At 34.2% G+C, this 26765-nt stretch carries 22 protein-coding genes; 5 read left to right on the forward strand and 17 right to left on the reverse strand.

The window, feature by feature from the left end:
* Positions 1-153: 153 nt before the first annotated feature.
* Genes ILS93_RS05305 through gerSC form a run of 3 tightly spaced genes read left to right on the forward strand, consistent with a single transcriptional unit; the run spans position 154 to position 3923 of the window.
* Complete coding sequence (locus ILS93_RS05305; protein ID WP_222660100.1) at positions 154-1692, forward strand: spore germination protein; 1539 nt, start codon at positions 154-156, stop codon at positions 1690-1692.
* Positions 1689-2786, forward strand: a complete 1098-nt coding sequence (locus ILS93_RS05310) for an endospore germination permease (RefSeq protein WP_222660102.1) — start codon at positions 1689-1691, stop codon at positions 2784-2786. The genes ILS93_RS05305 and ILS93_RS05310 overlap by 4 nt, the downstream gene beginning before the upstream one ends.
* On the forward strand, positions 2787-3923 hold the full coding sequence (gene gerSC / locus ILS93_RS05315) for a spore germination protein GerSC (RefSeq protein WP_064476956.1): 1137 nt from the start codon (positions 2787-2789) through the stop codon (positions 3921-3923).
* Between the two features lie 68 nt (positions 3924-3991).
* On the opposite strand, the gene ILS93_RS05320 is transcribed toward gerSC, so the two are convergent.
* From ILS93_RS05320 to ILS93_RS05345, 6 genes are all read right to left on the reverse strand, one after another.
* Complete coding sequence (locus ILS93_RS05320) at positions 3992-5374, reverse strand: APC family permease (protein ID WP_098103038.1); 1383 nt, start codon at positions 5372-5374, stop codon at positions 3992-3994.
* Positions 5375-5865: 491 nt separating this feature from the next.
* Positions 5866-6006 carry a hypothetical protein gene (locus ILS93_RS05325; protein ID WP_001116184.1) on the reverse strand — a complete coding sequence of 47 codons (141 nt, stop codon included), beginning with the start codon at positions 6004-6006 and terminating at the stop codon, positions 5866-5868.
* A 57-nt stretch (positions 6007-6063) separates the two neighbouring features.
* Positions 6064-9426, reverse strand: a complete 3363-nt coding sequence (locus ILS93_RS05330; protein ID WP_222660105.1) for a tubulin-like doman-containing protein — start codon at positions 9424-9426, stop codon at positions 6064-6066.
* A 74-nt stretch (positions 9427-9500) separates the two neighbouring features.
* A complete protein-coding gene (locus ILS93_RS05335) occupies positions 9501-11600 on the reverse strand; it encodes a vWA domain-containing protein (RefSeq protein WP_222660107.1) in 2100 nt (699 codons plus the stop codon).
* A 256-nt stretch (positions 11601-11856) separates the two neighbouring features.
* The gene (locus ILS93_RS05340; RefSeq protein ID WP_048562601.1) at positions 11857-12195 is read right to left on the reverse strand and encodes a VOC family protein; all 339 of its coding nucleotides are present in this window, start codon (positions 12193-12195) and stop codon (positions 11857-11859) included.
* A gap of 71 nt (positions 12196-12266) precedes the next feature.
* The gene (locus ILS93_RS05345) at positions 12267-12602 is read right to left on the reverse strand and encodes a hypothetical protein (RefSeq protein WP_064476959.1); all 336 of its coding nucleotides are present in this window, start codon (positions 12600-12602) and stop codon (positions 12267-12269) included.
* Positions 12603-12736: 134 nt separating this feature from the next.
* Between ILS93_RS05345 and ILS93_RS05350 the strand changes: the two genes are divergently transcribed.
* Positions 12737-13126 carry a hypothetical protein gene (locus tag ILS93_RS05350; RefSeq protein WP_222660109.1) on the forward strand — a complete coding sequence of 130 codons (390 nt, stop codon included), beginning with the start codon at positions 12737-12739 and terminating at the stop codon, positions 13124-13126.
* A gap of 40 nt (positions 13127-13166) precedes the next feature.
* On the opposite strand, the gene ILS93_RS05355 is transcribed toward ILS93_RS05350, so the two are convergent.
* From ILS93_RS05355 to ILS93_RS05400, 10 genes are all read right to left on the reverse strand, one after another.
* Positions 13167-13886 (reverse strand): class I SAM-dependent methyltransferase, encoded by a 720-nt coding sequence (locus ILS93_RS05355; protein WP_064476961.1) that lies wholly within the window; start codon positions 13884-13886, stop codon positions 13167-13169.
* A 149-nt stretch (positions 13887-14035) separates the two neighbouring features.
* The gene (locus tag ILS93_RS05360; RefSeq protein ID WP_222660111.1) at positions 14036-15742 is read right to left on the reverse strand and encodes a peptide ABC transporter substrate-binding protein; all 1707 of its coding nucleotides are present in this window, start codon (positions 15740-15742) and stop codon (positions 14036-14038) included.
* Between the two features lie 289 nt (positions 15743-16031).
* The gene (locus tag ILS93_RS05365; RefSeq protein ID WP_222660113.1) at positions 16032-17738 is read right to left on the reverse strand and encodes a peptide ABC transporter substrate-binding protein; all 1707 of its coding nucleotides are present in this window, start codon (positions 17736-17738) and stop codon (positions 16032-16034) included.
* Between the two features lie 305 nt (positions 17739-18043).
* A complete protein-coding gene (locus tag ILS93_RS05370; protein WP_064476964.1) occupies positions 18044-19744 on the reverse strand; it encodes a peptide ABC transporter substrate-binding protein in 1701 nt (566 codons plus the stop codon).
* Between the two features lie 346 nt (positions 19745-20090).
* On the reverse strand, positions 20091-21128 hold the full coding sequence (locus ILS93_RS05375; RefSeq protein WP_064476965.1) for an LCP family protein: 1038 nt from the start codon (positions 21126-21128) through the stop codon (positions 20091-20093).
* A 17-nt stretch (positions 21129-21145) separates the two neighbouring features.
* The gene (locus ILS93_RS05380; RefSeq protein ID WP_064476966.1) at positions 21146-22144 is read right to left on the reverse strand and encodes a hypothetical protein; all 999 of its coding nucleotides are present in this window, start codon (positions 22142-22144) and stop codon (positions 21146-21148) included.
* Between the two features lie 12 nt (positions 22145-22156).
* Complete coding sequence (locus ILS93_RS05385; protein ID WP_064476967.1) at positions 22157-22690, reverse strand: RNA polymerase sigma factor; 534 nt, start codon at positions 22688-22690, stop codon at positions 22157-22159.
* A gap of 127 nt (positions 22691-22817) precedes the next feature.
* Positions 22818-23189, reverse strand: coding sequence for a VOC family protein (locus ILS93_RS05390; protein ID WP_064476968.1), 372 nt, complete (start codon positions 23187-23189; stop codon positions 22818-22820).
* Positions 23190-23240: 51 nt separating this feature from the next.
* Positions 23241-24047: an ABC transporter permease subunit gene (locus tag ILS93_RS05395; RefSeq protein ID WP_222660116.1), complete on the reverse strand. Its 807-nt coding sequence runs from the start codon at positions 24045-24047 to the stop codon at positions 23241-23243.
* Positions 24040-24933 carry an ABC transporter ATP-binding protein gene (locus ILS93_RS05400; protein WP_149173503.1) on the reverse strand — a complete coding sequence of 298 codons (894 nt, stop codon included), beginning with the start codon at positions 24931-24933 and terminating at the stop codon, positions 24040-24042. Before ILS93_RS05400 ends, ILS93_RS05395 begins: the two co-directional genes overlap by 8 nt.
* 155 nt (positions 24934-25088) lie before the next feature.
* On the opposite strand from ILS93_RS05400, the gene ILS93_RS05405 reads away from it, so the two are divergent.
* Positions 25089-25691 carry a TetR/AcrR family transcriptional regulator gene (locus ILS93_RS05405; protein ID WP_240368830.1) on the forward strand — a complete coding sequence of 201 codons (603 nt, stop codon included), beginning with the start codon at positions 25089-25091 and terminating at the stop codon, positions 25689-25691.
* 94 nt (positions 25692-25785) lie between these two features.
* Here ILS93_RS05405 and ILS93_RS05410 read toward each other — a convergent pair whose 3' ends face one another.
* Positions 25786-26754, reverse strand: a complete 969-nt coding sequence (locus ILS93_RS05410) for a helix-turn-helix transcriptional regulator (protein WP_222660118.1) — start codon at positions 26752-26754, stop codon at positions 25786-25788.
* Positions 26755-26765 lie beyond the last annotated feature (11 nt).

The following is a 26765-nucleotide window of genomic DNA, read 5'->3' on the forward strand; positions in this document are numbered from 1 at the left end:
ATTCATAACAGGTCATATCACGATTCCATCTTTAACACTATAATTATAGCGTTAAAGTTAAAAATATACAATATAAAATTTAAACTACGCATATGTCAGCACGGAACTATCCATAATAACCCATATAAAACATAACAAGGAGCAAGCGAACAAATGGGGTCTTTTAATAAATGGATACATGGTGAAAAATCTTTCTTTGCACAAGAACAAGCTGATCACCTATTAAATAAATCTATCTCTTCCTCTCTTTCCCTTAATCTAAAGCACTTGTCCAAACTTTTTAGCGGTATTCCAGAATTAATTACACGCACTTTCCCGTTAAAAAACGGAAAAGAAGCCGCTCTCATATATATGGAAGGACTTGTAGATAAAACTGTTATTAACATTGATATTCTTCGCCCCCTCCTATTTAAAGAGTGGAATGAGGACGATTTTTGGGAATCTTCAGTTACAATCGGAAATGTAAAAAAAGTTCAGCAATGGTCAGATATTGAACAGTCCCTTTTACATGGTAAAAGTATTTTATTTATTAATGGACAACTTACAGCGTTAGAACTAGATACGCAATCGGCGCCAAAAAGGAGTATTGAAGAACCTACAACAGAAACTGCCATAAAAAGCTCACACGAAGGATTTAATGAGGTAGCGAGCGACAGTCTTGCACTTATTCGTCGATATATTCCAAATCGCGAATTGAAAGTGAAGGAATTCACTGTTGGTGAACGAGCTACTTCAAAGGTTTTTTTGCTGTACTTAGCAGACGTTGCAAACGAAGGCGTTGTACAAGAAATGGCATGCCGCATCGAATCAATCAAAGTGGATGCCATTATTACTACCGGAGAATTAGAAGGGTTTGTTGAAGATAATTCCTATACTCTCTTTCCGCAATTATCAATAACCGAACGCCCTGATACAACGGCCCATCACATTTTGGATGGACGAATTGCTGTTGTTGTAGACCGCTCACCCGGCGTATTAATTGGACCTATGACCTTTTCATCTTTTTTTCAGACGATAGATGATTACAGCTTCCGGCCAATGATTCCATCTTTCATACGACTACTTCGTTTTACCGGACTATTTATTGCAATATTTGCTCCAGCTCTTTATATTGCTATGATTTCCTTTCATTATGAAGTGATTCCACTTAAATTATTGTTAACAATTGGAGAATCTCGAGCTAAAATTCCTTTCCCCCCTATATTAGAAGCACTTTTGATGGAATTAGTACTTGAAATGCTCCGCGAAGCTGCGGTTCGGCTTCCTGGTCCCGTTGGACAAACGATTGGAGTCGTAGGAGGGATTGTCATTGGACAAGCTGCTGTTCAAGCAGGAATAGTAAGTAATGTTATGGTAATCGTCGTATCTATTACTGCAGTCGCTTCTTTTATCATCCCTAACATGGAAATGTCAGCAGGAATTCGGCTTCTTCGCTTTCCAATGATGATAACCGCTTCTTTGTTTGGGGTCATTGGAATTATGGTCGGGATGGCAGTTATCATCATTCATATTCTTTCTATGGAATCACTTGGTGTTCCTTATGGTAGTCCTTTTTCTCCGTCATTTGCTTCGGATTTAAAAGACATTCTTGTACGGTTACCATGGAAACTAATGAAAAAACGACCACTATCCCTTAACTTAAAACAAGAGAATCGACAACGCGATATAGAAGAAACGGAGGAAGATAAGTGACAAAGCGTGCAAAGAGGGAGATTAGTTTATTTCAATACATTTTAACAATTAGTGGTGTTCAAGTAGGGTTCGGTGTCCTTACACTGCCACGTGAAGTTGCGCAAGGGGCGAATACAGATGGCTGGATGTCTATTATAATAGGATGCGCTATCACTACTTTAGTCAGTCTATGTATTGTAAAAATTATGGAAAAACATCCCGGGTATACTTTACTTGATGTGCTAACTCGTTATCTTGGGAAGTGGCTAGGAAGAGTAGGAATGATTTTTTGGATTTTATATGCTGTTCTTGCAGCTGTATCCTTAATTTTTTCCCTCTTATACGTTATTCACATTTGGATTTTACCTAGATCTCCAATGTTTTTAATCATGATGTTATTATCTATCCCAATGGTTATGCTCGCATGTAAAGGTGTTCTTATTATTAGCCGCTATGCTGTTTTTACTGTCTTATTTACACTCTGGATGCCATTGCTATTATTTATCCCACTTAAAGACGGGCATTGGGTTTATCTTCTTCCTCTCCTTAAAGAGGGATGGCTACCGGTTTTCAACACAGTAAAATCAACTATTATTGCCTTTCTCGGATTTGAGTTTGCATTCGTCCTTTATCCTTATCTCAGTAATAAGTCATCTGCCAAAAAAGGGATTGTTCTTGCGAATTTGATTACGCTATTTGTCTATCTTCAAGTCACGTTTGTCTCTTTTGTTTATTTTAGTCCGGATGGTATAACAAAGTTTTTATGGCCCACTCTTTCTCTTGTTACACCATTTCACTTTTCATTTCTGGAACGGTTTGAAATTATCTTTTTGTCATTTTATCTCTTCATTATTTTTGATTCTTGTATTCCCTATATTTTCACTGCTTCAGATGGAATCAATCAATTACTTAACAAAAAAGGGAATTCATTGCCTGTTTGGTTTTTATTATTCGGGTGTGTTTTCGTTTTATTCTTTTATATCCCATCCTCGTATCAAATAAGTGCATTGCGAGAATTTTGGGGAACTGCAAGTTATTTTATCGTATTTCTATTCCCAGTCGTATTTCTCTTATACATGACACTTTATCAGCATTGGAAAAGGAGAAAAATTTAAATGAGACGCTTTATTCATTTCACTATACTTTGCTTTCTCATAATCTTTTTAACAGGTTGTGGAGATCGGCTCGACTTAGAAAAACAATCGATTTCATTAATTTACGGTTTTGACGCAAAAGCAAAAGGAAAATTAATTGTGTACCACGTAAACCCTATTTTTAATGAGGATGTAGAGAAAAAGTACGAAACTCATGAAGCGAAAGTACGTACGCCTCGAGAAGCAAAAGCCACGTTTAATAGTTCAAGTAGTGGCTTAGTGTCTACAGAAAAATTACAGCTCATTTTATTTAGCACGAAGTTTTTAAAACAAGAAGGAGCTATGCCTTACCTTGATGTTTGGTATCGAGACCCTAAAAACACAGGAAATATGCGTATGGTTGCAGTAGACGGTCCAATTTCTTCAGTTATATATAATAACTTTAAAGATAAGCCTGCACTTCCTGAATATTTAACAGATTTAATTAATACGAACAAACTATACAATCGAACCGTGTTTACGACATTCCATGAATTTCATAGGCAAACTTTTAATAAAGGTATAACACCTGCTATCTCAGAAATAAAAAAAGGGAAAAAAGATGTGATTGTTACCGGCTCTGCACTATTAACTTCTCGTGGAATCTATAAAATGTCTTTAAATCGATATGAAAGTGCCCTTCTTCTTATGTTGCAAAAGAAAGCGAATATACCCGTTTCACTTACCCTGAAAATCCCTTCTCATTCAGTTGAAAGTAATAGTCATCTAAAAGATACCGTCGGCGACGATTTCGTAACAATAAATGTTCTTAGCATCAATCGTGATATCCATACAGGCTATAACGATAACCACTTTAAATTTAATATTGCAATGGATTTTAAAGTTTCCGTATCTGAACTTACATTCAACATGGATATAGATAAAGATAGAAAAAAATTAACTTCACTTATTACAAAACAACTAAACAAAGATTTAAACGATTTAATCCACAAAATTCAAAAACAGCAACTTGATCCATTCGGATTTGGTGATTATGCGAGAGCGTTTCAATATAAGGAGTGGAAAACGGTTGAAGACGATTGGCCGAGTGCCTTTTCAAAGGCTAATGTGAAAGTAGCACCTACTATTAAAATTTTAGAGAATGGGATTATTAAATAATAAAAACACGCTACCTGTTCTTATAAGTAGCGTGTTTTTATTTACATTACAATTATTATTTCAATGGACTATACTCTATTTCCATTTCTAACATTACTGTGTTTTTTAGCATATACAAAATATATAAATACACCTATTATTACCCATGCTACAAAACTAATTAACGTAAGCTCAGAGAGGTTCAAAGCTAAATATATACAACTTACTATTGAAACGATTGGTAAAAAAGGTACTAGCGGCGCACGGAATGGCCTTTTCATATTAGGATGTGTCTTTCTTAATACAATAACAGCTATAGATACAAAAACAAATGCTGTTATCGTTCCCATATTCACTAAATTAGCTAATAAATTCAAATCCACTAATCCTGCTAATAAAGCTGCAATAATACCTGTAACCCACGTATTAAAAAATGGGGTTTGTAAACGTTTATGTACACTTGAAAGTCTTTTTGGTAACAACCCATCTCGACTCATCGAATAAGATACACGAACAAATGCAAACATAGCTACTAATAGAACTGTCGTTAGCCCCGCTATCGCCCCCACCGATAACAATCCAGCAATTCTATCTTCTCCCACAATACGCAATGCATATGCAACTGGATCAGCGACATTCAACTCCGTAAACGGAACCATTCCAGTTAATACAAATGAAACACCTACGTATAGAATGGTACAAATGAACAATGAAACCAGTAGCCCAATTGGCACATTACGTTGTGGACGCTTCACTTCCTCTGCAGCTGTTGCAACTGCATCAAATCCTAAAAAAGCAAAAAATACAGTAGCAGCACCTCCTACTACACCATGAAAACCAAAAGGTAGAAATGGTTGCCAGTTCTCTGGTTTTACATATTGTGTCCCTACAACAATAAACCCTACAATAACAGCCAGTTTAATAATAACCATTATATTATTTATTCGTGCACTTTCTTTTGCACCACGACTTAATAAAAATGTAACAACTAAAATAATAAGAACTGCTGGTAAATCAATAATTCCACCCTTTCCCATACCAGGTGCCGAAGCAAAGATCGTAGGGATGTGAATATTAAACCCTAGTAACAATGACTGAAAATACGCTGACCATCCTGCAGCTACCGCAGAAGTCGCTAATAAGTACTCCAACATAACGCACCAACCGACTATAAATGCAAAAATCTCACCTAGTGTCATATATGTATATGAATATACACTTCCCGAAACTGGAACTGTAGAAGCAAATTCAGCATAACAGAAAGCTACACACGCACATACAATCGCCGCTAATATAAACGATAATACAATCGCTGGGCCAGCATGTTTCGCTGCTACAATACCTGTTAATACGAAAATCCCTGTACCAATAATTGCTCCAATCCCTAAAAGAGTTAAGTCAATTGCACCTAAAGTTTGATTCAATACTTTTTTCTTTTCTTCATCCATTGTTTTCTTTATTAAAAGACTCATTCATTGAAACCTCTTTTTCAAGTTTATCTCTTACTTATTGCAATCTTTATTACTGTTCTGTTTAAAAAATAAAAATATACATAATTCACTCTCCATAAACTTAATAATTTAATAAAAGACTGAAAAATCAATCTTTTTAAAATGTAGTAAATTGTAAAACAATTAATTCAGCAACACATCACTAAGAATGCTGATTGAATTTATCATACAATTAATTATATTGTCAACAATAAAATTAATTAAACAATAACGGTTAATTATGTATCAAATGTTATTTTTAAACATAATTATTTTCTTGAAAACATTGTTCCTTCTCATCTTTATATTTATACTCATTTTTTTATATTGATTTTTATACATTTTTCATTATATGAAATTTAAGAAACATCATCGTATCCTTAACTGAACTGTTATCTTCAAATAACAATCCAGTTAAGGATATGGAACCATTTAAAGCAAATAAAAAGTGCAGATTTTCATCTGCACTTTTTTTATTCTTCTACTTCAGCTTCTGCACTGTTATTTTCAAGATGTTCCTTCTGAGCCTTTTCTTGTAGCTCAGCTGAAATCATTCCATAATAAATTTCTGGATACAATCCAAATATTTGATATACACTTCCTAAAAACGGCATCGGAATCCCTCTTTTCTAAAGTTGTATTGCCACTTTTAAGGATTCCCTTTTCATTCATTATACATTCGTTTTTGGCGTTTCCTCTTCATCATGAACGCTTAATAAATTTTGCCACTTTTTATAAGGAGCACTATTTGGATCTACATAGCCTTTCGCGTACGAACGATCCCACAATTGTTTAATAAACATTTCTTTCTCTTTCTTTGCAACCATATCGGCACCTGTACCGTAATAGTTTTGGAAATACAATTCAATTTCATCAAGGAATAATCTTAATAATTCATCAGAAGTTTCTTCTAACGTTGGATCATATTTCGCCTCACGGTCATACATTAAAATCATATCTAAAATATTATGGACATGCTCTTTACGAAGCCATCTAATATCTTGAGCACCTAATACGAACGGATGTGTATATAAATGTCCGCCCTGTATCATAGCTTTTTCTTGTTCTTCTTCAAATCTGGACAAGATGTTTTCATAAATAAACGGATTATGAAGCAATGCTCTGTGTAATTTGTAACTTTCATTTGAAATATTTTTTCCCATCGACTGAATTAAGAAACTACGTCCAACGCCGTTATATTGATACACGAACTGACCATCAACAGCAACTAAACTAATCCAGCGATACATATACGCGTATAGAAGAGCTCGATTACATTTATCGTAATCCAATTTCGTTTGCGTTGCATTTAAGTCTGGCATGAATGCTGGTAAGTGCCAATACTTATCTAAATGCGGCGTTAAACTAGATTTTTTACTATTCAACTTGTTCACACGGCGATAGTATGACTGAAAATAATCACCTTTATCATTCATAAATCCATTTGCAATATGCCCTGAGGAAAGCTTAGGAAAGTCTTGCAATGATAAACCATAATGCGCACGATAACAAATGACTTCAAATGGCGAAAAAGCTTCATGTACTGTATCTTTTTCTTTAAACATTTCTTGAATTAATTCTTCTTGCAGTTCTTTCTTTAAGGATGGATGTATACCCCAATATTGTAATTCCCTATGGTGGGAAACTTTCGGAACGAATGGACTTGCTAAATGAAACAAGTCTTCAATTTTTTCACGAACGTATTCATCACGATCACGCTTCTTATAATCCGCTTCTTTTCGTAATGCCTCAACGATATTCAGCTCTAATTTATCACGATAGCGGATTTGTAATTCATCATAGCAATAACTTAGTATGTGCTCACGATAAAAGTCTTCTACCTTTTTCGATTGAATCTCTTCTGTTTTCGCATCCCGGCTATATTCCCCGTATAAACTCATATAAATTTCCGCAGATATATCTTTCGGTAATACACCTAAATTCAAATGTTGCTGCATATCTAGCCATATCTTTTCTTGCAACTTCTCTTCAGCTAATACGTATACATTCGTTGGGTTTGTTTTCCCTTCAAATTCCTTGCTTCGTTTTTGAATTTCAAACAATAAATTTTCACGCGTTTCATGTAAATTATCAAAAAACCTTTCCCAATATTGAATCATTTTATTAACTGCTTGATAAAGTGATTGATAAACGAGTTCTAATAGCATTTCTTTACGATACTCGTTTAATTTGTGTACGTACTGCGTTACAATATCTTCAAATTCTTTTTTAAACAAACGCTGCTGATTATTCATCATTTTTCCAAACCAGCCTTGTTGCTGCGCGATTTCTACTCGGCGAACAGCTGTTACCGTTCCATCAATATTACTCACATTAAATTTCTTATCGTAGTTTTGAATTAAATTACGCTTTTGCTCATTATTTTCATGTAGTCGATTCATTTTCTCAACTAACTGCTTTCGAATTTCATACAACATAAAACGAGCTGATACTGGATGCACAGGATCTGTTTTCTTTAAAAACCATGTATTTAATTGATAGGACTGCCCTTCAGAACCACTTGGTGAAAAACGGTCTGATTCAATCATGTCATACAATAGTGTCGTTACATGCTCATGTACACGGCTCGGAATCGCATACGCATATAAACGAATCGCATGATCCACCCTTGCTACTTCACCTTTCATTTGCTCCATCATTTTCAGTTTCGCAGCCGAAATTTTACACTCGTGCTGCAGACGGTTTAATTCCTCATCTTTTTGCACCGTACGCTGTACATAGCTTTCTACAGCCTCTAAAAACAGTTTAGATTTCGCCACACCAACTTTACCGCCCTCTGCTCCTTCACGCGTTTCATTGTACATTTGTCTATAGAAAATATGGGCCTGTTCTGGACGAGTAGCAAGATGTTCTAAGTCTTCTAAATAACTTTTCCCACGCTCTGGCTTTTCACGTTGCATCCCACGTTTTACATCTTGATCATATCTTTGCTTCTTCTCTTGAAACAATTGATCTAAATGCAGCCACGATTCATCTAAACCTTGCACAGCCCATTTTAAAGCACAATATTTTAACACGTGCTCATACGGATAAATAATCTTGGCCGTTCCTGCCCCGCAATATCGCCCTTTCCCGCTTGATTCTGCTAATTGTTGAATTTGATTATCTTCCTGTGCAAAATGATTGGCAGACATCGGACTAAATAACTGTAAATAAATCGTATTTACCATTTGCTCCATATAATCTGATAAATTGTGCAGATGGTGTCCATGTAGATTTTCGTAATCGTATAAGAAACAATAATTGTACGGTAAATGATGTTGTTTAATCGTATGATTCGTTCTTCCTTCTTCATCTACTTGATCAGGTCGATATTCTAATTCAATTGTAACACCACCACGTTTGGATAATTCTCCAGTAGAACCGAGTGTAATGGCATGTAATTCTTTTAACGAAGCATAGCCGTTTGCTTGCACCGTTTCAAACTCTTTCGCACTAACCGTTCTCGTCTTAACTAAAACGTCCGGCATTAAAAACGCACCACGAATTAAAATGTTGTGATGCTGCAGTTTTTTCCGAAGCATTTCACGTAAATATAATGCAATTTGTAGAAACATCCCTGAACCTGTTCCGCCCGCTAGTGATGTTACGATAATGACACGCACTCCATATTCCGTTTGATCGCTTGTAACCGGAAAAATTTTCTCGATTTCTTGCCAAAAGGATGTCAATTTATCTTCTTTCATCGCAGCAAGTAACGCTAAACGGGAAATGACACGTAACTGTCCTGCCCCTTCTGTCAGTGGTTTATCAAGTATAGTCGGGTCCATCGGAAACCACTCTGGAATCGTTGGATCTCCCGCAATATACTCTCTTGGCGTTTTACTAGAACTCGTTTGCGTCTTAAACTTTCGAATATGATCAAATTTACTCAATGTATTCACATCTGTATCAAATACGTGCATTGCTACCTTTTTTCGGCGCTCCTCAGGTAGCCTTTCATATATTTGATGTGTCACAGTACTACCGATTCCACCTAAACCAATTAATATCGTTGGAACTTGTAACGTCATGTGAACCACCTTCCTATTCTTGCTTGTTTGAAAAGAGGGGGAGAAAGATGAGACTCCCTCCTTTTCCATACCTACTATTCACACTCATATTTGTAAATTTCTTTACCATACCCTCTATCAATTACTAAAAGTTCATTTGGATATAGCGTCTTATGTTCCATTCCAACCTCTTCCTCTGTTATAAACATTCCATCAATAATCATTCCTACTACTTGTGACTCTTTCGCTACAAATATCGATTTTGATCCTTTCTTCGCTATAAACGTAACGGATTGCACAGTCTTTCTTTCTGCTCGGAATGGAATGCCAAAATAGTGTTTCCACCATTTATTTTTAAGTAATTCTGGTTCAGATTGATATAACCAATCTTTCGCTACCTCTTGATCCCATTCGTAATACAATAGTGCTTTTCGGTGAAATCTTGGACGGATAATCCATCCTAAAACGATTATTCCTACTACTAACAGTAATAAAGTGATAGGAATAACAAACTTAAAAATAAGCGCATATTTTTCATAAAACGGTGCATTTTGAATATGAAGTGATATATTTTTCTTTACTTCTTGTAATTTTGAATCTTGTATAGTGATGGTAGCATCTACGGTGCCAGTATCTGTAAAATTGAATGTATCGGAGTAATGAGGGCGAGGATAAATATAAATTTGATTATCCTGTTGTTTTATTTCATAGTTGATTGATTGTTTAGATGTGACACCAGTAGATTTTAATAGTTTCTTTACAGCTTCTTCTGTCATCGGCTTACCATCTAACTGTGGTTGTATAATAAACGGTTTACTATTCTCTAAATTCGTTACTTTTTCTTCATAATCTTTCGTTATCGTTTGCAGTGATAATTTTGGTTTTTCCGTTACTTCGATTTTAAATTCTTTCGTCTGTCTGTAAAATCCCTTTATGTTCATATGAACTTTCCCGCGCACTAATCCTTTATCAACCTTCATTTCGTAGTAAAATACATGTTTTTTATCGTCCCACTTCATCGGGTACTGTTTTCCGTCTATTTCTACTTCTGCCTGAAAATATGAAGACTGAATTGGTAATTCCGTAGGCTTCGCTTCAATAACAGCAGTAACACCTTCGTACATTTTTCCCACATTTTTTTGACTACTATCGTCTTTGTCATAAGTAGAAACAGTATAGTTAAGCGCCGGTTCAACTAGTACTTGTAGTCCTTCTTTCTCAATATCTCGATCCACTTCTATCGTATACGTTCCTGGTTTAATAACTTCCTGATTTTCCGTACTTATATGAACTATATTTCCGAATAATTTCGCTTCTCCTGGTGCATGTATGGAATAGGAAGATTGTAATTGTAACGGTTTAGAAATTTGTGTGACCTGATAATTAGACAAAGAAGGTGATTGTCGTACAAGCGTCATGCGCTTTAACGGAAATGGTGTTGTAATCTCTACTTTCTTCCCTACTACTTTCGTTTTTACAATCGATTCAACAGAAGAGAACGGATCACGATTTGCAACTAATGCTGCCACTTGATTGACGCTTTTTACAATACCATCCTCTCCACTAGATGGCATCGTAACTCCGTTTATCTCTTTCTTCCATATTTCTTTAAACGTATTTAGTTGTGCCTTTTCTTGCTGTCCTAAATCCTCTTCCATCGTAATTAAAATTGGATGTAGCGATATCTTTTTTGTATCCATTTCTTTCTTAAACTGTGCTAACTTCTGTGTAATTTGTTCTTTTCCGCCAACCTTATCTTTCTCTAAATCATTAAATGCCCCGTCAGTTAAGACAATAAGCCAAAATTCACGTTTTCCATCTATATCTGCTTCCTTTTTTATAGATTGCATCGCCGTTTCTACTGCGCTAAACGGGGTATTTAAATACGTTTTCCATGCTCCAATTCCCTCAATTTCTGTTTGTCTCTTATCCTTCGTTAACGAAATGTTTAATGGATCATTCGGCTTGCTCATTGGAACATAAGAGAATTTATCTTTTTCATCTAATAGCGCAACTAAACTTTGCAAAGCATAATTGGCATATTTCCAGCGATCGTTATTTCTCATACTGCCCGAATCATCATATACAAGTGAAACGACCCTTTCCTTTCCCTCCTCTCCTTTTGCAAAAGTCCAAAAAGGATGTAACCATATAAATAGAAACAACATGAATGTGGCACAAATTCGAATTTTCATGATGAGGCTTCGCCACCTTTGTAGACAAATTCCTATGTTTAAATTTATGAGAGGATACAAGATATATGACTTGTATTTTAGGACAACTAGCTCATCATAACTTTATTATGTAAACAGTTATATATACTGAATATGATTCCTTCTAGCGTTTTCTATCCGATAATATAAGTAAAAAAGCCTGTTTAAGCTCTACACTTAAAACAGACTTTTCCTACTTTTCACATTGAAAACAAACATCAAAAAGTTTGATTTTGAATTAACACATCACTTCAATTGTAAATCCACCAGGTGCTTCCACATAAAACGTATACGCATGTGCATGCTTAGGAGCCTCAACCAAAAATCCAGCTTCCTTCAACCTTTGATTTATCTTATTTACTTGTTCTTCACTTTCTTGAGGAAACCCTACATGAAATGTTTGCGGATAATGTACGTCTTTCCCTTTCATTAACGTTAATATAAACCCATCATTATCACGCAAAACTGCAAAACCATTTCCCCTTGTTCCGCTACAAGTTAAACCAAAATATTTTTCTAAAAACTCTCTAGCAGCTACTACATCTGAAACTGTTAAATTAAGATGTTTAATTTCCAAACCGTCACCTTCTTTCTTAATTTTCTAACATTTTATCATACAAATAAAAAACACGCCTTTCACAGCGTGTTTCATTGCTTCACATACACTTCAACAATCGGATTATCTTTATTATCCGCATGTAAGCGTAAATTCTCTTCACTTGTACTATAAATGCTAGCTAATAACATAATCGTTAACACATTAGGAGTTTTTGCATCGCTCCCGTATTTCCTTTCCAGCGCTTCCTTATATTCAAAATCCAAATCCCCCTGCACATATGTATACACTTCAAAACCATCTTCTAAATTGCAAACTACTGTATCAATAATATCTGCCCCAACTTGCTTCTTCATTTCCTCTCGCAAAGCTTCAATAAACTCTTCCCACGGTACTTCGTATATCTGAAACTGATCTGTAGATTTCATTACTTTTTCCTCCTTATATATCCTTCTCCTATATTTCCCCTTTCTATAACAATTATGATAGATAGGACATTCGTACAAGCCGCACTTGTCCCCATTACATATCGTATTACTGTAATGGGGAAGGAGGAAAGAATATGCATAGACAAAAATGTTACGATACGTGCCAACGTTATTTCGGTAAAGTCGTTCGAATTGAAGATCGTGATGGTCGTATTCATTTAGGCAAAATAATTGATCTGACAAAAAGCTCTGTATGGATTGAACCAGTGCAACAGCGCTCATCTTTTGATATAGGATTTGGATACTATGACGCATATGCAAACGGTGGCTGTGACCTTTGTGGTGGCATTAGCAGATGTGATAGTTGCGGATTTGGTTGTGGTGGTGGATTCAGCGGCTGTGGATGTGGCGGTCGTGGTTGTGGTAGTTGCGGCGGCTGGGGAGGCGGCGGTTGTGGCTGGGGCGTCGAACTCGGATTTGGTTTCATCTTCGGAATTACATTAGCTGCATTATTTTTCATTTAATATAGTAAAGAGTTGACTATCTTTAGTCAACTCTCTTTCTTTATTTTTCACATATAAAAATACGATGACCTAAAATATGTTGGTACATAAGTCGTACATTTTCATGCTGTACCCATGCCTCATATAACTCATTCGGGACAAATTGTGATACATTCCATTCTGGCTCTTCTATATAGCCAGAGATCGTTTCTGCAATTGTACCGCCGCCAGCAATTGTAATTCTTTTAAAATTTGCTTTCTGAAATAATTGTACCCATTCATTCTCAGTTAATAGTTCTTTCATCCCGTATAATCGGGCAATTTTTTCTTCCTCATTCTTCTCAATGTGCCTATCAATAATCATTTCAATGACAACAAGCTTGCCATCCTTCTGTAATACACGATAGCACTCCGAGATAACTCTCTCTTTCTCTGTAAAAGCGAGTATCGATTCTCCGAGTACGAACTCAAATGAGTCATATAAGCAAGGTAATTGCTCTACATTCCCTTCAATTAATTGAATGTCTATTCCTTCAAACGACCATCTATCTTTCGCCTTTTGAATCATAATCTCATTCTTTTCAACCGCCGTTACTTTATAACCATACTCTTTTGTCATGTACGCCGCTGTTTTCCCTGTACCGCAGCCGATTTCAAGGACATTTGCACCATATTTAAAAGGCAATTGTGCTAACAACTGTTTTGTTAACGTAAAACCACCAGGATGAGCACTTCCTATTCCGTAATAAGCTAGGAAATCGATGTAAGTATTTCGTTTCATGGGATTCTCCCTTTTTTATTTTATATATTCGAAGAAGGAATAAAAGTGCATAGAAAAAGCATTTTCAAGTGCTCTAATACCGCAACTTGAAAATGCTTTTTCTTTTTATCTCACTATTCACCAGGCAGCCAGATTAAGGTTTCCCTTTATTATTTCTCTTCTACATACGCCCATTTGAAACTATATTCTGGACTAATGTTATGTTTCACAATTCCCTTTATATTTGGTTTCATTACATATGATCTAGCATTTTGATATAAAGGTACGAGTGCTACATCTTCTTCAAGTAACACTTTCTCAGCCTTTCCTAACTCTGTCCAGCGTTTTTTTGCATCAGCCATCCATTCTGTCTTACTTTTAGTAATAACGTCATCATATTTTGAATTTGAGTAGCTCATCTGGTTCTGAGAATTTGTCGTTTCAAACATATCAAGATACGTCATTGGATCCGCATAATCTGGATTCCAGCCACCATATGAAAAATCATAATCTTGGTCTGATTCTAATTTTAGTTTTTGCTTAAATGGTTGCAGTTTAATATTTACTGTCACGCCTTTTAAATTCTTTTCAACTTGATCTTTTACATACTCCCCAACTTTTTTCGCATTACCAGTATCATAATTTAACAGTTCAATTGTTACTTGATCTTTTCCAAGTTCTTTTTTCGCTTCTTCCCAAGCTGCTGCTGCCTTTTTGGAGTCTTGTTTTAAACCATTTTTGAACGTTTCTGCGAAATCTTTACCGTCTGGTCCACTCGCTAAACCTTTTGGTACTAAGTAATCCACTGGTTTTGAACCATCATTTAAAATGACATTCGTTAAAGCTTTTTTATCAATTGATAATGCGATTGCTTCACGTAGTTTTTTGCTCTTTAATGGTGTATCTTGCCCACCACGTTTTTGGTTTAGACGTAAATAAAATGTACTCGTTTCCGAATATGTGCCAAACTCCTCTTTATTATTTCTATACTTATCAACAAATTCACCTGATAAAAGTGCGAAATCAATTGCACCTGTATCATATAAATTTACTCTAGTAGCTGGTTCTTTTACTACACTAAAGTTGATTTCATCTAGTTTTACAGTCTTTTTGTCCCAGTACTGCTCATTTTTCTTTAATTTCCAGCCTTGCTCATGCTTCCAATCAGTAAGAATAAAAGGTCCGTTATATACTGTTGTATCAGATTCCAAACCGTATTTATTCCCTTTTTCTTTTACGAATTTTTCATTTAATGGATAGTATGACGCAAATGCCATTAAATTCAAGAAATATGGTACTGGTCTTTCTAGTTCAACTTCAAGCGTATAATCATCTACCGCTTTTACACCTAACGTAGAAACTTCTGCTTTGCCTTGATTAATTGTTTCTGCATTTTTAATATAGTAAGCAATAAATGCATACTCAGCAGCTGTTTTTGGATCTACTAGACGTTGCCATGCAAATACGAAATCTTTCGCCGTTACTGGATCACCATTTGACCACTTTGCATCTTTACGTAGTTTAAACGTATATTTTTTACCGTCCTCGCTTTTCGTGCTAGATTCTGCTACAGCTGGGATTGGCTTATTATCTTTATCAAGGCGATATAAGCCTTCCATCGTATTCCCTAAAATTTGTGCACCAAGCGTATCTGTACTTTTTGAAGTATCCATTGTCGGAATTTCATTCGTTTCTGTACGATTTAGCACTTGCTTTGCCGCATATTTAATATCAGATTTTTTCTCTTCTCCACCATTATTAGACGTTGTAGTCGGTTTCTTCTCCCCACCAGATCCAGAAGAGCATGCTGTTAAAGCCATACTCATTGCTAAAACTGGCGCTACAACTGCCGTGAACTTTTTCATCTTTTTCTTCATTCTTGTACCCTCCCCTATTATATGTACGAAACTAACTTTGAGAGATTTTCAGTTAACTTAGTGATTAGTACCTGTTCACCAATAAACATTCTGTTAATTACCTTCACTTTTGAAGTTTCAATTATTTTATTTTTATAGTAACTATGTATTTTACTATTATTACTATACGAATTCTCCCCCATCTACTATATGTCAGTACCACTTTTCTTATTCTTCTCTATTTAATTAAATTGAATAGTAAAAGAGCGTTTTAAAAGTAATGTATCTACTTTTAAAACGCTCTTTTTTATTATTTCCCTTCCGTTACATAAGCCCACTTAAAGCTATATTCTGGACTAATGTTATGTTTCACAATTCCTTTTACATTCGGTTTCATTACATACGCTCTACCAGTTTGATATAAAGGAACTAATCCTGCATCTTCTTCAAGGAATAATTTCTCTGCTTTTCCTAACGTTTCCCAACGCTTCTTCGGATCAGATAATAATTCATTCCCTGCTTTTGCTACCATTTCATCGTATTTTGGATTCGAATAACTCATTTGGTTATACGGGCTCTTTGATTCAAACATATCAATAAATGTCATTGGATCCGAATAATCTGGGCTCCAACCTGCAAACGAAACTTCATAATCTTGTGCAGACTCTAATTTTAGTTTTTGTTTGAACGGCTGAATTTTCGTGTTAACCGTTACACCTTTTAAGTTTTTCTCAATTTGGTCTTTAAAGTAGTCAGCAATTTTTTTCGCAGTTCCATCATCATAGCTTAGTAATTCAATTGTCACTTGATCTTTTCCAAGTTCTTTTTTCGCTGCTTCCCAAGCTGCTGCACCTTTTTTCGGATCATATTTCAGACCATTTTTAAATGTATCTTGGTAATCTTTACCGTCTGGTCCTGTCGCAAGTCCTTTTGGTACTAATTGATCGGTTGCTTTTGAACCGTTATTTAAAATAACGTTTGCTAAACCTTTTTTATCAATTGATAATGCGATTGCTTCACGAAGTTTTTTGCTCTTTAACGGTGTATCTTGTCCGTTACGCTTTTGATTTAAACGTAAGAAGAATGTACTTGCTTCTGAATACTCACCGTATTCCTCTTTGTTTGATTTATATTTATCAACGAATTCTCCAGATAGTAATGTAAAATCAATTGATCCTGTATCATATAAGTTTACTTTCGTCGCAACTTCTTTTACTACACTATAATTAATTTCTTCTAATTTTACAGTCTTATTATCCCAATACTTATCATTTTTCTTTAGCTGCCATCCTTGTTCATGTTTCCATGAAGCCATAACGAACGGTCCGTTATACAACGTTGTATCTGCTTCTAAACCGAATTTATCTCCTTTTTCTTTTACGAACTTTTCATTTAAAGGATAGTAGGATGGAAATGCCATTAAATTCAAGAAATATGGTACTGGCTTTTCTAATTCTACTTCTAGCGTATAATCATCTACCGCTTTTGCTCCTAATTCTGTTGCGGCTTTTTCACCTTTATTAATCGCTTCTGCATTTTTAATATAGTAGGCAATAAACGCATATTCCGCAGCTGTATTTTTATCCAGTAGGCGCTGCCATCCGTATACGAAATCTTTCGCCGTTACAGGGTCACCATTCGACCACTTTGCATCTTTACGTAATTTAAATGTATATTTTTTGCCATCCTCGCTTTTCGTACTAGATTCTGCTGCAGCTGGGATTGGCTTATTATCTTTATCTAATCGATATAAACCTTCCATTGTGTTCCCTAAAATTTGAGAACCTAATGTATCAGTAGATTTTGAAACATCCATCGTCGGAATTTCTTGATTCTCTGTACGATTTAACACTTGTTTCGCTGCGTATTTAATTTCTGATTTTTTCTCTTCCCCACCACCACTAGACGTCGTAGTTGATTTCTTCTCCCCACCAGATCCAGAACACGCTGTCAACGCCATACTCATCGCTAAAACTGGCGCTACAACCGCCGTGAAATTTTTCATCTTTTTCTTCATTTTTGTACCCTCCCCAATTATATGTACGAAACTAGTTTTGATAGATTTTCTAATAACCAGTTATCAGAAAATTCTTATTAATTAATATTCTACTAACTTTTCAGATTTTGTAAAGTTATTTTTAAAATATTCTAAAAATTATTTTTTTGTGATAGTAAAAAGTATTTTTTTACTATCATCACTATACAAATTCTTCCTATTTACTATATAAGTACTATTCCCCTTGTGCTTATTGGTTTGTTTACAATTTAATCTCATAATAAAAAAGCATTCCAAAAGTAGTCTACTTTCGGAATGCTTTTTTATTATTCAGTTACATAAGCCCATTTAAAGCTGTACTCCGGACTAATATTATGTTTAACAACCCCTTTTACAGTCGGTTTCATTACATAAGATCTAGCATTTTGATATAATGGTATAAGTGCTACATCTTGCTCAAGTAATAATTTTTCAGCTTTTCCTAGTTCTTCCCAACGTTTCTTCGCGTCACTCATTAACTCTCCGCCAGCTTTTTTAACCATTTCGTCATATTTCGCATCAGAGTAGCTCATTTGGTTGTGAGAGTGATTAGATTCAAACATATCTAAATATGTCATTGGATCTGCATAATCTGGGCTCCATCCACCATATGAAATATCATAATCTTGCTCCGATTCTAATTTTAGTTTTTGTTTAAACGGCTGCAGTTTAATATTTACTGTTACACCTTTTAAGTTTTTCTCAATTTGATCTTTTACATATTCCCCAACTTTTTTCGCATTACCAGTATCATAGTTTAAAAACTCAATTGTAACTTGATCTTTTCCAAGTTCTTTTTTCGCTTCTTCCCATGCAGCAGCTGCTTTTTTCGCATCTGGCTTAATACCATTTTTAAATGTTTCTTGGAAATCTTTCCCATCAGGTCCGTTTGCTAACCCTTTAGGTACTAAGTAATCAGCCGGTTTCGATCCATCATTTAAAATAACATTTGCTAAATTCTTTTTATCAATCGATAAAGCAATTGCTTCACGTAATTTTTGGCTCTTTAATGGTGTATCTTGTCCACCACGTTTTTGGTTTAAACGTATGAAAAATGTACTTGGTTCTGAATATGTTCCAAACTCCTCTTTATTATTTCTATATTTGTCAACAAATTCTCCAGTCAATAAAGAGAAATCAATTTGCCCACTATCGTATAAATTCACACGAGTTGCTGGCTCTTTTACAACACTAAAGTTAATCTCATCTAATTTCACAGTCTTTTTATCCCAATATTGATCATTCTTCTTTAGTTTCCATCCTTGTTCGTGTTTCCAATCAGTAAGAACGAATGGACCGTTATAAACTGTTGTATCAGATTCTAAACCGTATTTATCCCCTTTTTCTTTGACGAACTTTTCATTTAGTGGATAATACGACGGGAATGCTACTAAGTTTAAGAAGTATGGTACCGCTTGTTCTAATTCTACTTCAAGTGTAAGATCATCAACCGCTTTTACACCTAATGTAGAAACTTCTGCTTTCCCCTGGCTAATTGCTTCTGCATTTTTAATCGGGAATGCGATAAATGCATACTCAGCAGCTGTTTTTGGATCTAATAGACGTTGCCATGCAAATACGAAATCTTTCGCTGTTACAGGATCACCATTTGACCATTTTGCATCTTTACGTAATTTAAATGTATATTTTTTACCATCCTCACTCTTCGTGCTTGACTCTGCCGCAGCTGGGATTGGTTTGTTTTCTTTATCTAATCGGTATAAACCTTCCATTGTGTTCCCTAACATTTGAGAACCTAAAGTATCTGTACTTTTCGAAGTATCCATTGTTGGAATCTCATTCGTTTCTGTTCGATTTAGCACTTGTTTCGCTGCTAATTTTCCTTCTGATTTGCTATCCCCGCCAGAGCTAGAATTTGTGCTTGTCTTCTTATCTCCACCTGATGTAGAACATGCTGTCAATGCCATACTCATTGCTAAAACTGGTGCTACAACTGCTGTTAGTTTTTTCATTTTTTTCTTTTTCACTTTCTGTACCCTCCCTAATTCTTAACGCTCTCATTTAAGAGTTTTCTGATAATTCTGTTTTTCTTTATATATTTATCAGAAGATTCTTATTAACTATTATTCTACTAATTTTTCGAGTTTTGTAAAGTGTTATTATTGAAAATTTTTAAAAAATTATTTTTTTACAGTAATATTCATAAAAATTCCATACTCTTTCGAAACATTATATCTCATTGAATTCTATGTATTGATTTAATAGTCTTTATCTTCCTACACTATAAAACACTTGTAAATTATTGTTAATAAATAATGTATATCGTAACAAACCTCTTTTCTACAAAAATAAAAAGCAGACATTATGCCTGCTTCAATTCTCCTCAATCTGCTTTTCACTTAATCCTAAATGTGTTCTAAGCGTATTACTCAAACTCTGTAGATCTTTTTTATTAGGATTATAATAATATACACGTTGCCCATTTGGACCGTTAGGTAAATATAAATCATCACCAGCTAATTGTATTTTTTCAACTGAACCGTTTAAACCGTATTTATAAAATGATAAAATATCATCCATTACTAAGTTTGTTTTAAAATCGCCGTCAACCGCCTCAACTATTTTTTCTAGCTTCGTAATCGAGCCTACACTTTTTAATTTACTTAACATCGCTTCAATAACAAGTTGTTGACGCTGACCTCTCATTGCATCACTATCAATATGACGCGTCCTTGCCAGTGCAAGTGCTTCTTCCCCTGTTAATTTTTGTATTCCCTTTTTCAAATGGATTGCGCCAGGTTCATCTTTACTATTTTGCTCCGTAAATTCAACTGGGACATTTACTTCAATCCCATCTAATCCATCAACAATTTTAGTAAATGAATTAAAATTAAACTTCACAAAATAATCAACAGGCACTTGTAACAATTTTTCTACCGCTTCCACTGAAGCTTGCGGTCCTCCATCTTTACCATTTTTAACGAAACCACTTCCATATGCATGTGTTATTTTATCTTTTTTCTTTTCAACTGGAACATATGTATATGTATCACGTGGTATGCTCGTTAATTTCACTGTCTTATCATCTTTATTAAAAGTAGCTAACAGTAGTGCATCTGTATGAAAAGCACCATTATACTCCTTTTGTCGTTCTTGATTTTCATCAATTCCCATAATTAAAAGTGAAACATTATTTGTAATTGGTTTTACGGCGTTCTCACGTAAGTTTGATTTTTCACCACGCGCTAAATTCAAACTAGACTTTTGTACGAGATTAGAAGTTTTCATATATACATAAGTACCATATCCAACTCCGCCAAATAGTAATACTACTAACAGGACACTTATTATCATTGTCTTTTTATATTTTCTTTTATTTTTCTTTTCTCTTGAAGAAGAGTTATTCTCCATATAATTCCCTCCGTTTTCTATTCATCTAATATGTTTTTCAATTTTTTATAATTAACGCTATCCTTTTGAAATACATTCTCTTTCAACCCTTTGTTTATTTGTATCCATTCAGTCGTAATCGAATATTGAATCATACCTTCGTGGAAACTAAGGAACTTTAGCATAATCCCCGTATTTTTCTCTACAACCATTTCAAATTTCCCTCTTAAATCTTCAGATGTACTTACAGGCATTTCTATGTTTATTGTCCCTTCTATTTTGTAGCAATCCAGTCCCAGATACTTCGTTTCTTTATAATTCCAATCTTTATATCGAATTAATAGATCAGCAAATTCTGATTGAATACTATACTTAGAGAATCCCACATATTCATCATCATATCTTTTTTTCTCACCTGATTTTCTCAATAATCTTTCCGTAGGATTTAATTTTAATAGTTCATAGTTCCTTTCTTTCGGGCTCCATTTTGTCTCTTTATATGTATACTTCTCATCATCAAATTCTTTTTTCTTGCCCTCGTTATATATAATTGTTCGTTTGTTCGTTAGCTTATCTTCTTTCGAAGAGATACCTCTTTGTTGCTCCGTATCAATCGCATATTTGTATGTTGTAGCAATTCTTGACGAACTAGAATATTCCTCAAATTGTCCTGAAATATTTTTAAAATGATCAATGGAATCTAGCATCTTTTCATGAATCTTTTCTTTATCTGGATAATTTACATTCAATTTTATTTCTTCTTCATTTTCATAATCAGAAAACGCCTTTTTCTTTACATATTCAAATACTCCACCATTTTGAGCAAAAATTTGATCAGAAAACTCCGACATAGACACAATTGAAAGTGTTAGAACCGCAGCGCTTATAGCCATCATATAAACTCTATAACCTTTCTTTTTTACCGGAAGATTATGAAGTGTACTATTAATCTTTTCATTTAACTCTGGCGGTACTATAACATTCTCGTCTTTTATTCTCTTTTTTAATTTCTCATCAAATAATTTTTCATCATCCACCTTATACACCCCCTATTCCATCTTTAATCGTTTTTGCAGTTGTTCCCTCGCACGTGACAATCTCGATTTCACTGTTCCTTTTGGTATTTCTAAAAGCTTGGCAATACTCTCTTGATTCATATCTTCATAATAATAAAGCACCGTAACAGCTCTTAACTCTTCATGTAATGATTGAATCGCATTACATAAATCTATATCTTCATACTGATCATAAGCACTCATATTGTAATCATTTTCTTCTATTACCATTATCTTTTTGTATGATCTAATAATATTGTTACACTCATTTATCAAAATTCGAATTAACCAAGTTTGAAAAAACTCTTCTTTCTTTAATTTTTTTATATTTTCATATGCTTTTAAAATTGTTGCCTGTATCGCATCCTCTATATTTGTCTCATCACGTAACATTGCCTTTGCAATGCGATACATCTTCACTTTTTCTGTATGTATAAGCGCCATAAATGCTTCATGATCACCTTTTTTCGCTAAAGAAACATCAGTTTCTTCTTTTATAATCATTTTATATAAAGGGATTACTTTCACAATTGCTCCTCCTGTTTCATCCTCACTTCAAATTTAACTTTACATGTATTAGACGGATGAGCCTAGAAAAAGGTTCATTTTTTTGAATATTTCCATAAAAAAAGGTAAACATTTTTCATGTTTACCTTTACTCAGATGTAATTCTAAGGAAATATCCATCTGGATCCACAACTTTAAATCCCCTCATCTCCCATGGATAAGTTTGAATTTCTTCTTGTATTGTGCATCTCTTCTCTTTACAAAGTTCATATACTTCTTCAATTCGATTGACAACAATAATTAGTTCAAAGCCATTCCCCTTTATTTCTTTTCGATTGTAAAAATAGTGATTTTCATTCAATGTTAAATTACTAGCTAGTAATAGAGAAAACTGGTCGTGATTAAAACGTGCTGCATGCATACTTCTTTTATACAACTTTAAACCAATTACTTCTTCATAGAACAATAATGACTTTTCGATATCATTTACATATGGCTTCACCCGGAACAAATGATTCATTCGTTTCCTCCTCATCAAAAAAAAGCCCACTTTCTCAGTGGACTTCCTACTTTACAACGGTAAATCCCTCTTTCTAAACACTACAATTGCTACTATGAAAATACAAAGTGCTCCAGTAGTTAAACCTATACTCACTGGCCATATATTATACGTTCCCTCAGCAATTTCTTTCGGACGAAATAGCGTAAATAATGATATATTTCTCATCCACTCTAACTTATCGCTTAATTTACCTACCATGTCCGTTACGAAAAATAAAATAGTTAAACTTGCTGAGTAGCTAAGTGCCTTTCTTTCGTCATTACATATACAAGAAAAGAAAAATGAATACGCACTAACGACTAAAAATATTAACCCACCGACTATATTTATCTTCAGGAATAATTCTTTATTTAAGTTATTACCTTGTAGAAACCACTCTGCACCTACTATACCCGCTACATACGTAACAGTTACTATGATTAGTAGCCCTAATACGAGAATAGCCGCTTGCGTGATTGCAATTTGCACTCTAGATACAGGTGTTGCTAGCAAGTATGCCATCGCTCCTTTATCTACATGACGAGCAATTAAATGCGTTGCAACTGTTACACAAAAAATTGTTAATATGATAATAAACAATAGACTATAATATTCGCCAGCTAAAAAATCCATTACGTTTTGAATCGGACTTTCCATTCCAACAATTTTTTTCACACTATCAGGCATAGCACTTATTAATTCATTTAACCCTTTCGCTGATACCATTGAAGGGAAGATCCAAATTAATAACCATAAATATAGAGCTGCACCAGTTGCATAACTCAAAATACTTTTTTGTGTTTCTTTCAAACTAGCTAAAAACAATTGCTTATTCATGCTTTACCCCTTCTTCCTTATCGTAATAATGCATAAATAAATGTTCTAAATCCATTGCTCTCGTTTGAAGTGCCGTTACATTATAGTTTGAAAGTATTTGTAAAACAGCTTGATAGTTTCCTTTTACAATAATCGATGCTTCTCTTCCTTTCACTGCTTCAAATTGCAAATTACATTGTGTAAGAGAGTCAATCTCTTCTTGAGATGATACGGTTACATCGATTACCTGTCGTCTCATACTTTGTAAATCATGAATATTTTCAACCGTTACAAGGCGACCATCTTTAATAATCGCTACTCGATCACACGTACGCTCAATTTCAGTGAAAATATGCGATGACATAAGGATTGTTTTTCCTCTTTGCTTTTCCTCTACTATTAAATCTATAAATACTTGCTGCATAAGTGGATCAAGTCCTGATGTCGGTTCATCTAAAATTAACACTTCCGGATCATGCATAAAAGCAGCAACAATTCCTACTTTTTGCTTCATTCCTTTAGACATTTTTCGAATCGGTGTTTTCACATCAAATTGTAGACGTTCTATTAATTCATCTCGTCTTTTCGTATCCTTTAACCCACGCATTCCTTGCATTAACTTTAAAAACTCTAATCCGTTCATTCCTTCAATAAAAGAAATTTCTCCTGGTAAATAACCAACTTCTCTTTGAATTTTCGCTGCTTCATCCCAGCAATCTAATCCAAAAATTGTCGCTTTACCAGCTGTCGGTTTTATAAATCCCATTAAATTACGAATTGTTGTGGATTTCCCAGCACCATTTGGTCCTAAGTAACCAAATACTTCCCCTTCTTTTACATCAAATGTAATATGAAACAAACCTTTTCCATTTGAAAACTGTTTTGTGACATTTTGAACTGAAATCATAATTCCACCTCATTTTTTGAAATATTTAATATGTGATATTTCAAAAATATTGTACTCCTCATCTTTCATATTCGCAACAACTTTTTGAAATATTTATATGTCCATATTTCAAAAATATTGTTTTCCATTATTTTTTCTTGTATATTTTAATTGAGGTGATTGCATTGAACGGCTTTGAAAAAGTGAAAGAAAAGAAAAAACGTGCTATTAAAGAAGCTGCTTTCGTATTATTTTCAGAACGTGGATTTAATGAAGTGAAAATAGAGCACATTGCAAAAGAAGCAAACGTTTCTCAAGTTACCATTTATAATCATTTCGGAAGTAAAGAAGCATTATTTAGAGAGCTTATACAAGAATATATCATATCTGAATTTCAATATTATAAAGATCTTGCAGCGGAAAAATTACCTTTTCATGATATGATGCAAAAAATGATTGTAAGAAAAATGAATACTGGTGGGTTATTTCAGCCAGATATGTTACTACAAATGATGCAAAGAGATGAAGAGCTCCGCAAGTTTATTTATAGTTATCAAAACGAAAAAATCCTGCCTTGGTATTTAGAAATATTAGAACAAGCACAGCAAAAAAATGAAATTAACCCTCACCTTACTAAAGAAATGATGTTGCTATACATTCAAATGTTCACTAAATTAGGTGATGATTTCGGAGCACAGCTTCTTGAAGGAAATCGCGAAAAACATATACAAGATATCGTTACGATGTTCTTTTATGGACTGTCCGTCCCAAAAAAATAATGTTTCTAAAGAACAACTAACATCACAAAAAAAGCCCTTTGGATATTTAAATCTCAAGGGCTTCTTGGTGTTAAAAAAATTATTAATACTAACTTTATCTTAAAGAAATTAAATGCTGCTTTATAGATAATACCTTATTATAAATTAACTCTTTTAGCATAACTGGCTGAATTGAGATAATCGTTTCTCCGAAATTCAGAAAATAGTTCGAGATAAAATCAACTTCTTGTTTGTTAAAATAGCCTGTTATACTATAATTTTCATTTTCTTTTTGTATCCTCATGGAAGGATAATTCTCTTTATCGAAAATGTCTTTTCCTTTTTGATTAACAATGACAATAAAATCAGTTGCATCAGGATTTCTGTGAAAAGTAGTAAGATAACTTAATAATTCTTCAAGACTTTTTGGATTCGTATTGCTTGTTTCCTCAATAGAAAGAATTTTATCGCATCTAATTATTTGAACATGATTTGCCTCAAAGTTAAAGATTTTAGCATACCACTGGCCAAATTTAGATTCGATTCGAATAAATTGGGCGACCAATACTTTCTCCGCATCTTTTTTTAAATATGTTAACTGGTAAACTCGCTCCGCAAAAATCCCCTGTAAAATTTCTTTTAAGAACGGACTAAAATTACTATGATTTGTTACTTCAAAAGAAAGGGTTCGTTCCATAATTGAAATATTTTTACTCACATTATCAGGTAATACATGTTTAAATTTATTTTCAAGCGCAATACTTTCTATATTAAATGGTTTTGTCTTGTATCCATTTAATGTAAGAATCGAAAAATATAACGCATACATTTCATCCACACTAAAATAAATTGGCGATAACACACTATTTTCTATAATTTTATAGCTTCCATTTCTACCTAGCTCAGAATATATTGGTACACCTATTTCTTCCAATGATTGAATATCTCGCAACGCGGTACTTTTAGAAATATCATATCTAGCCATTAAATCTTTTAAATTAAAATATCTTTTATTATTTAAGAAAATAAGCATATCATTTATTCGTTCCGTTTTTTTCATATTTCCCTCCCAAAAAGGTGTCATGTATTGAAACC

Source organism: Bacillus sp. 16GRE42, assembly GCF_019837435.1.
Taxonomy (GTDB): Bacteria; Bacillota; Bacilli; order Bacillales; family Bacillaceae_G; genus Bacillus_A; species Bacillus_A wiedmannii.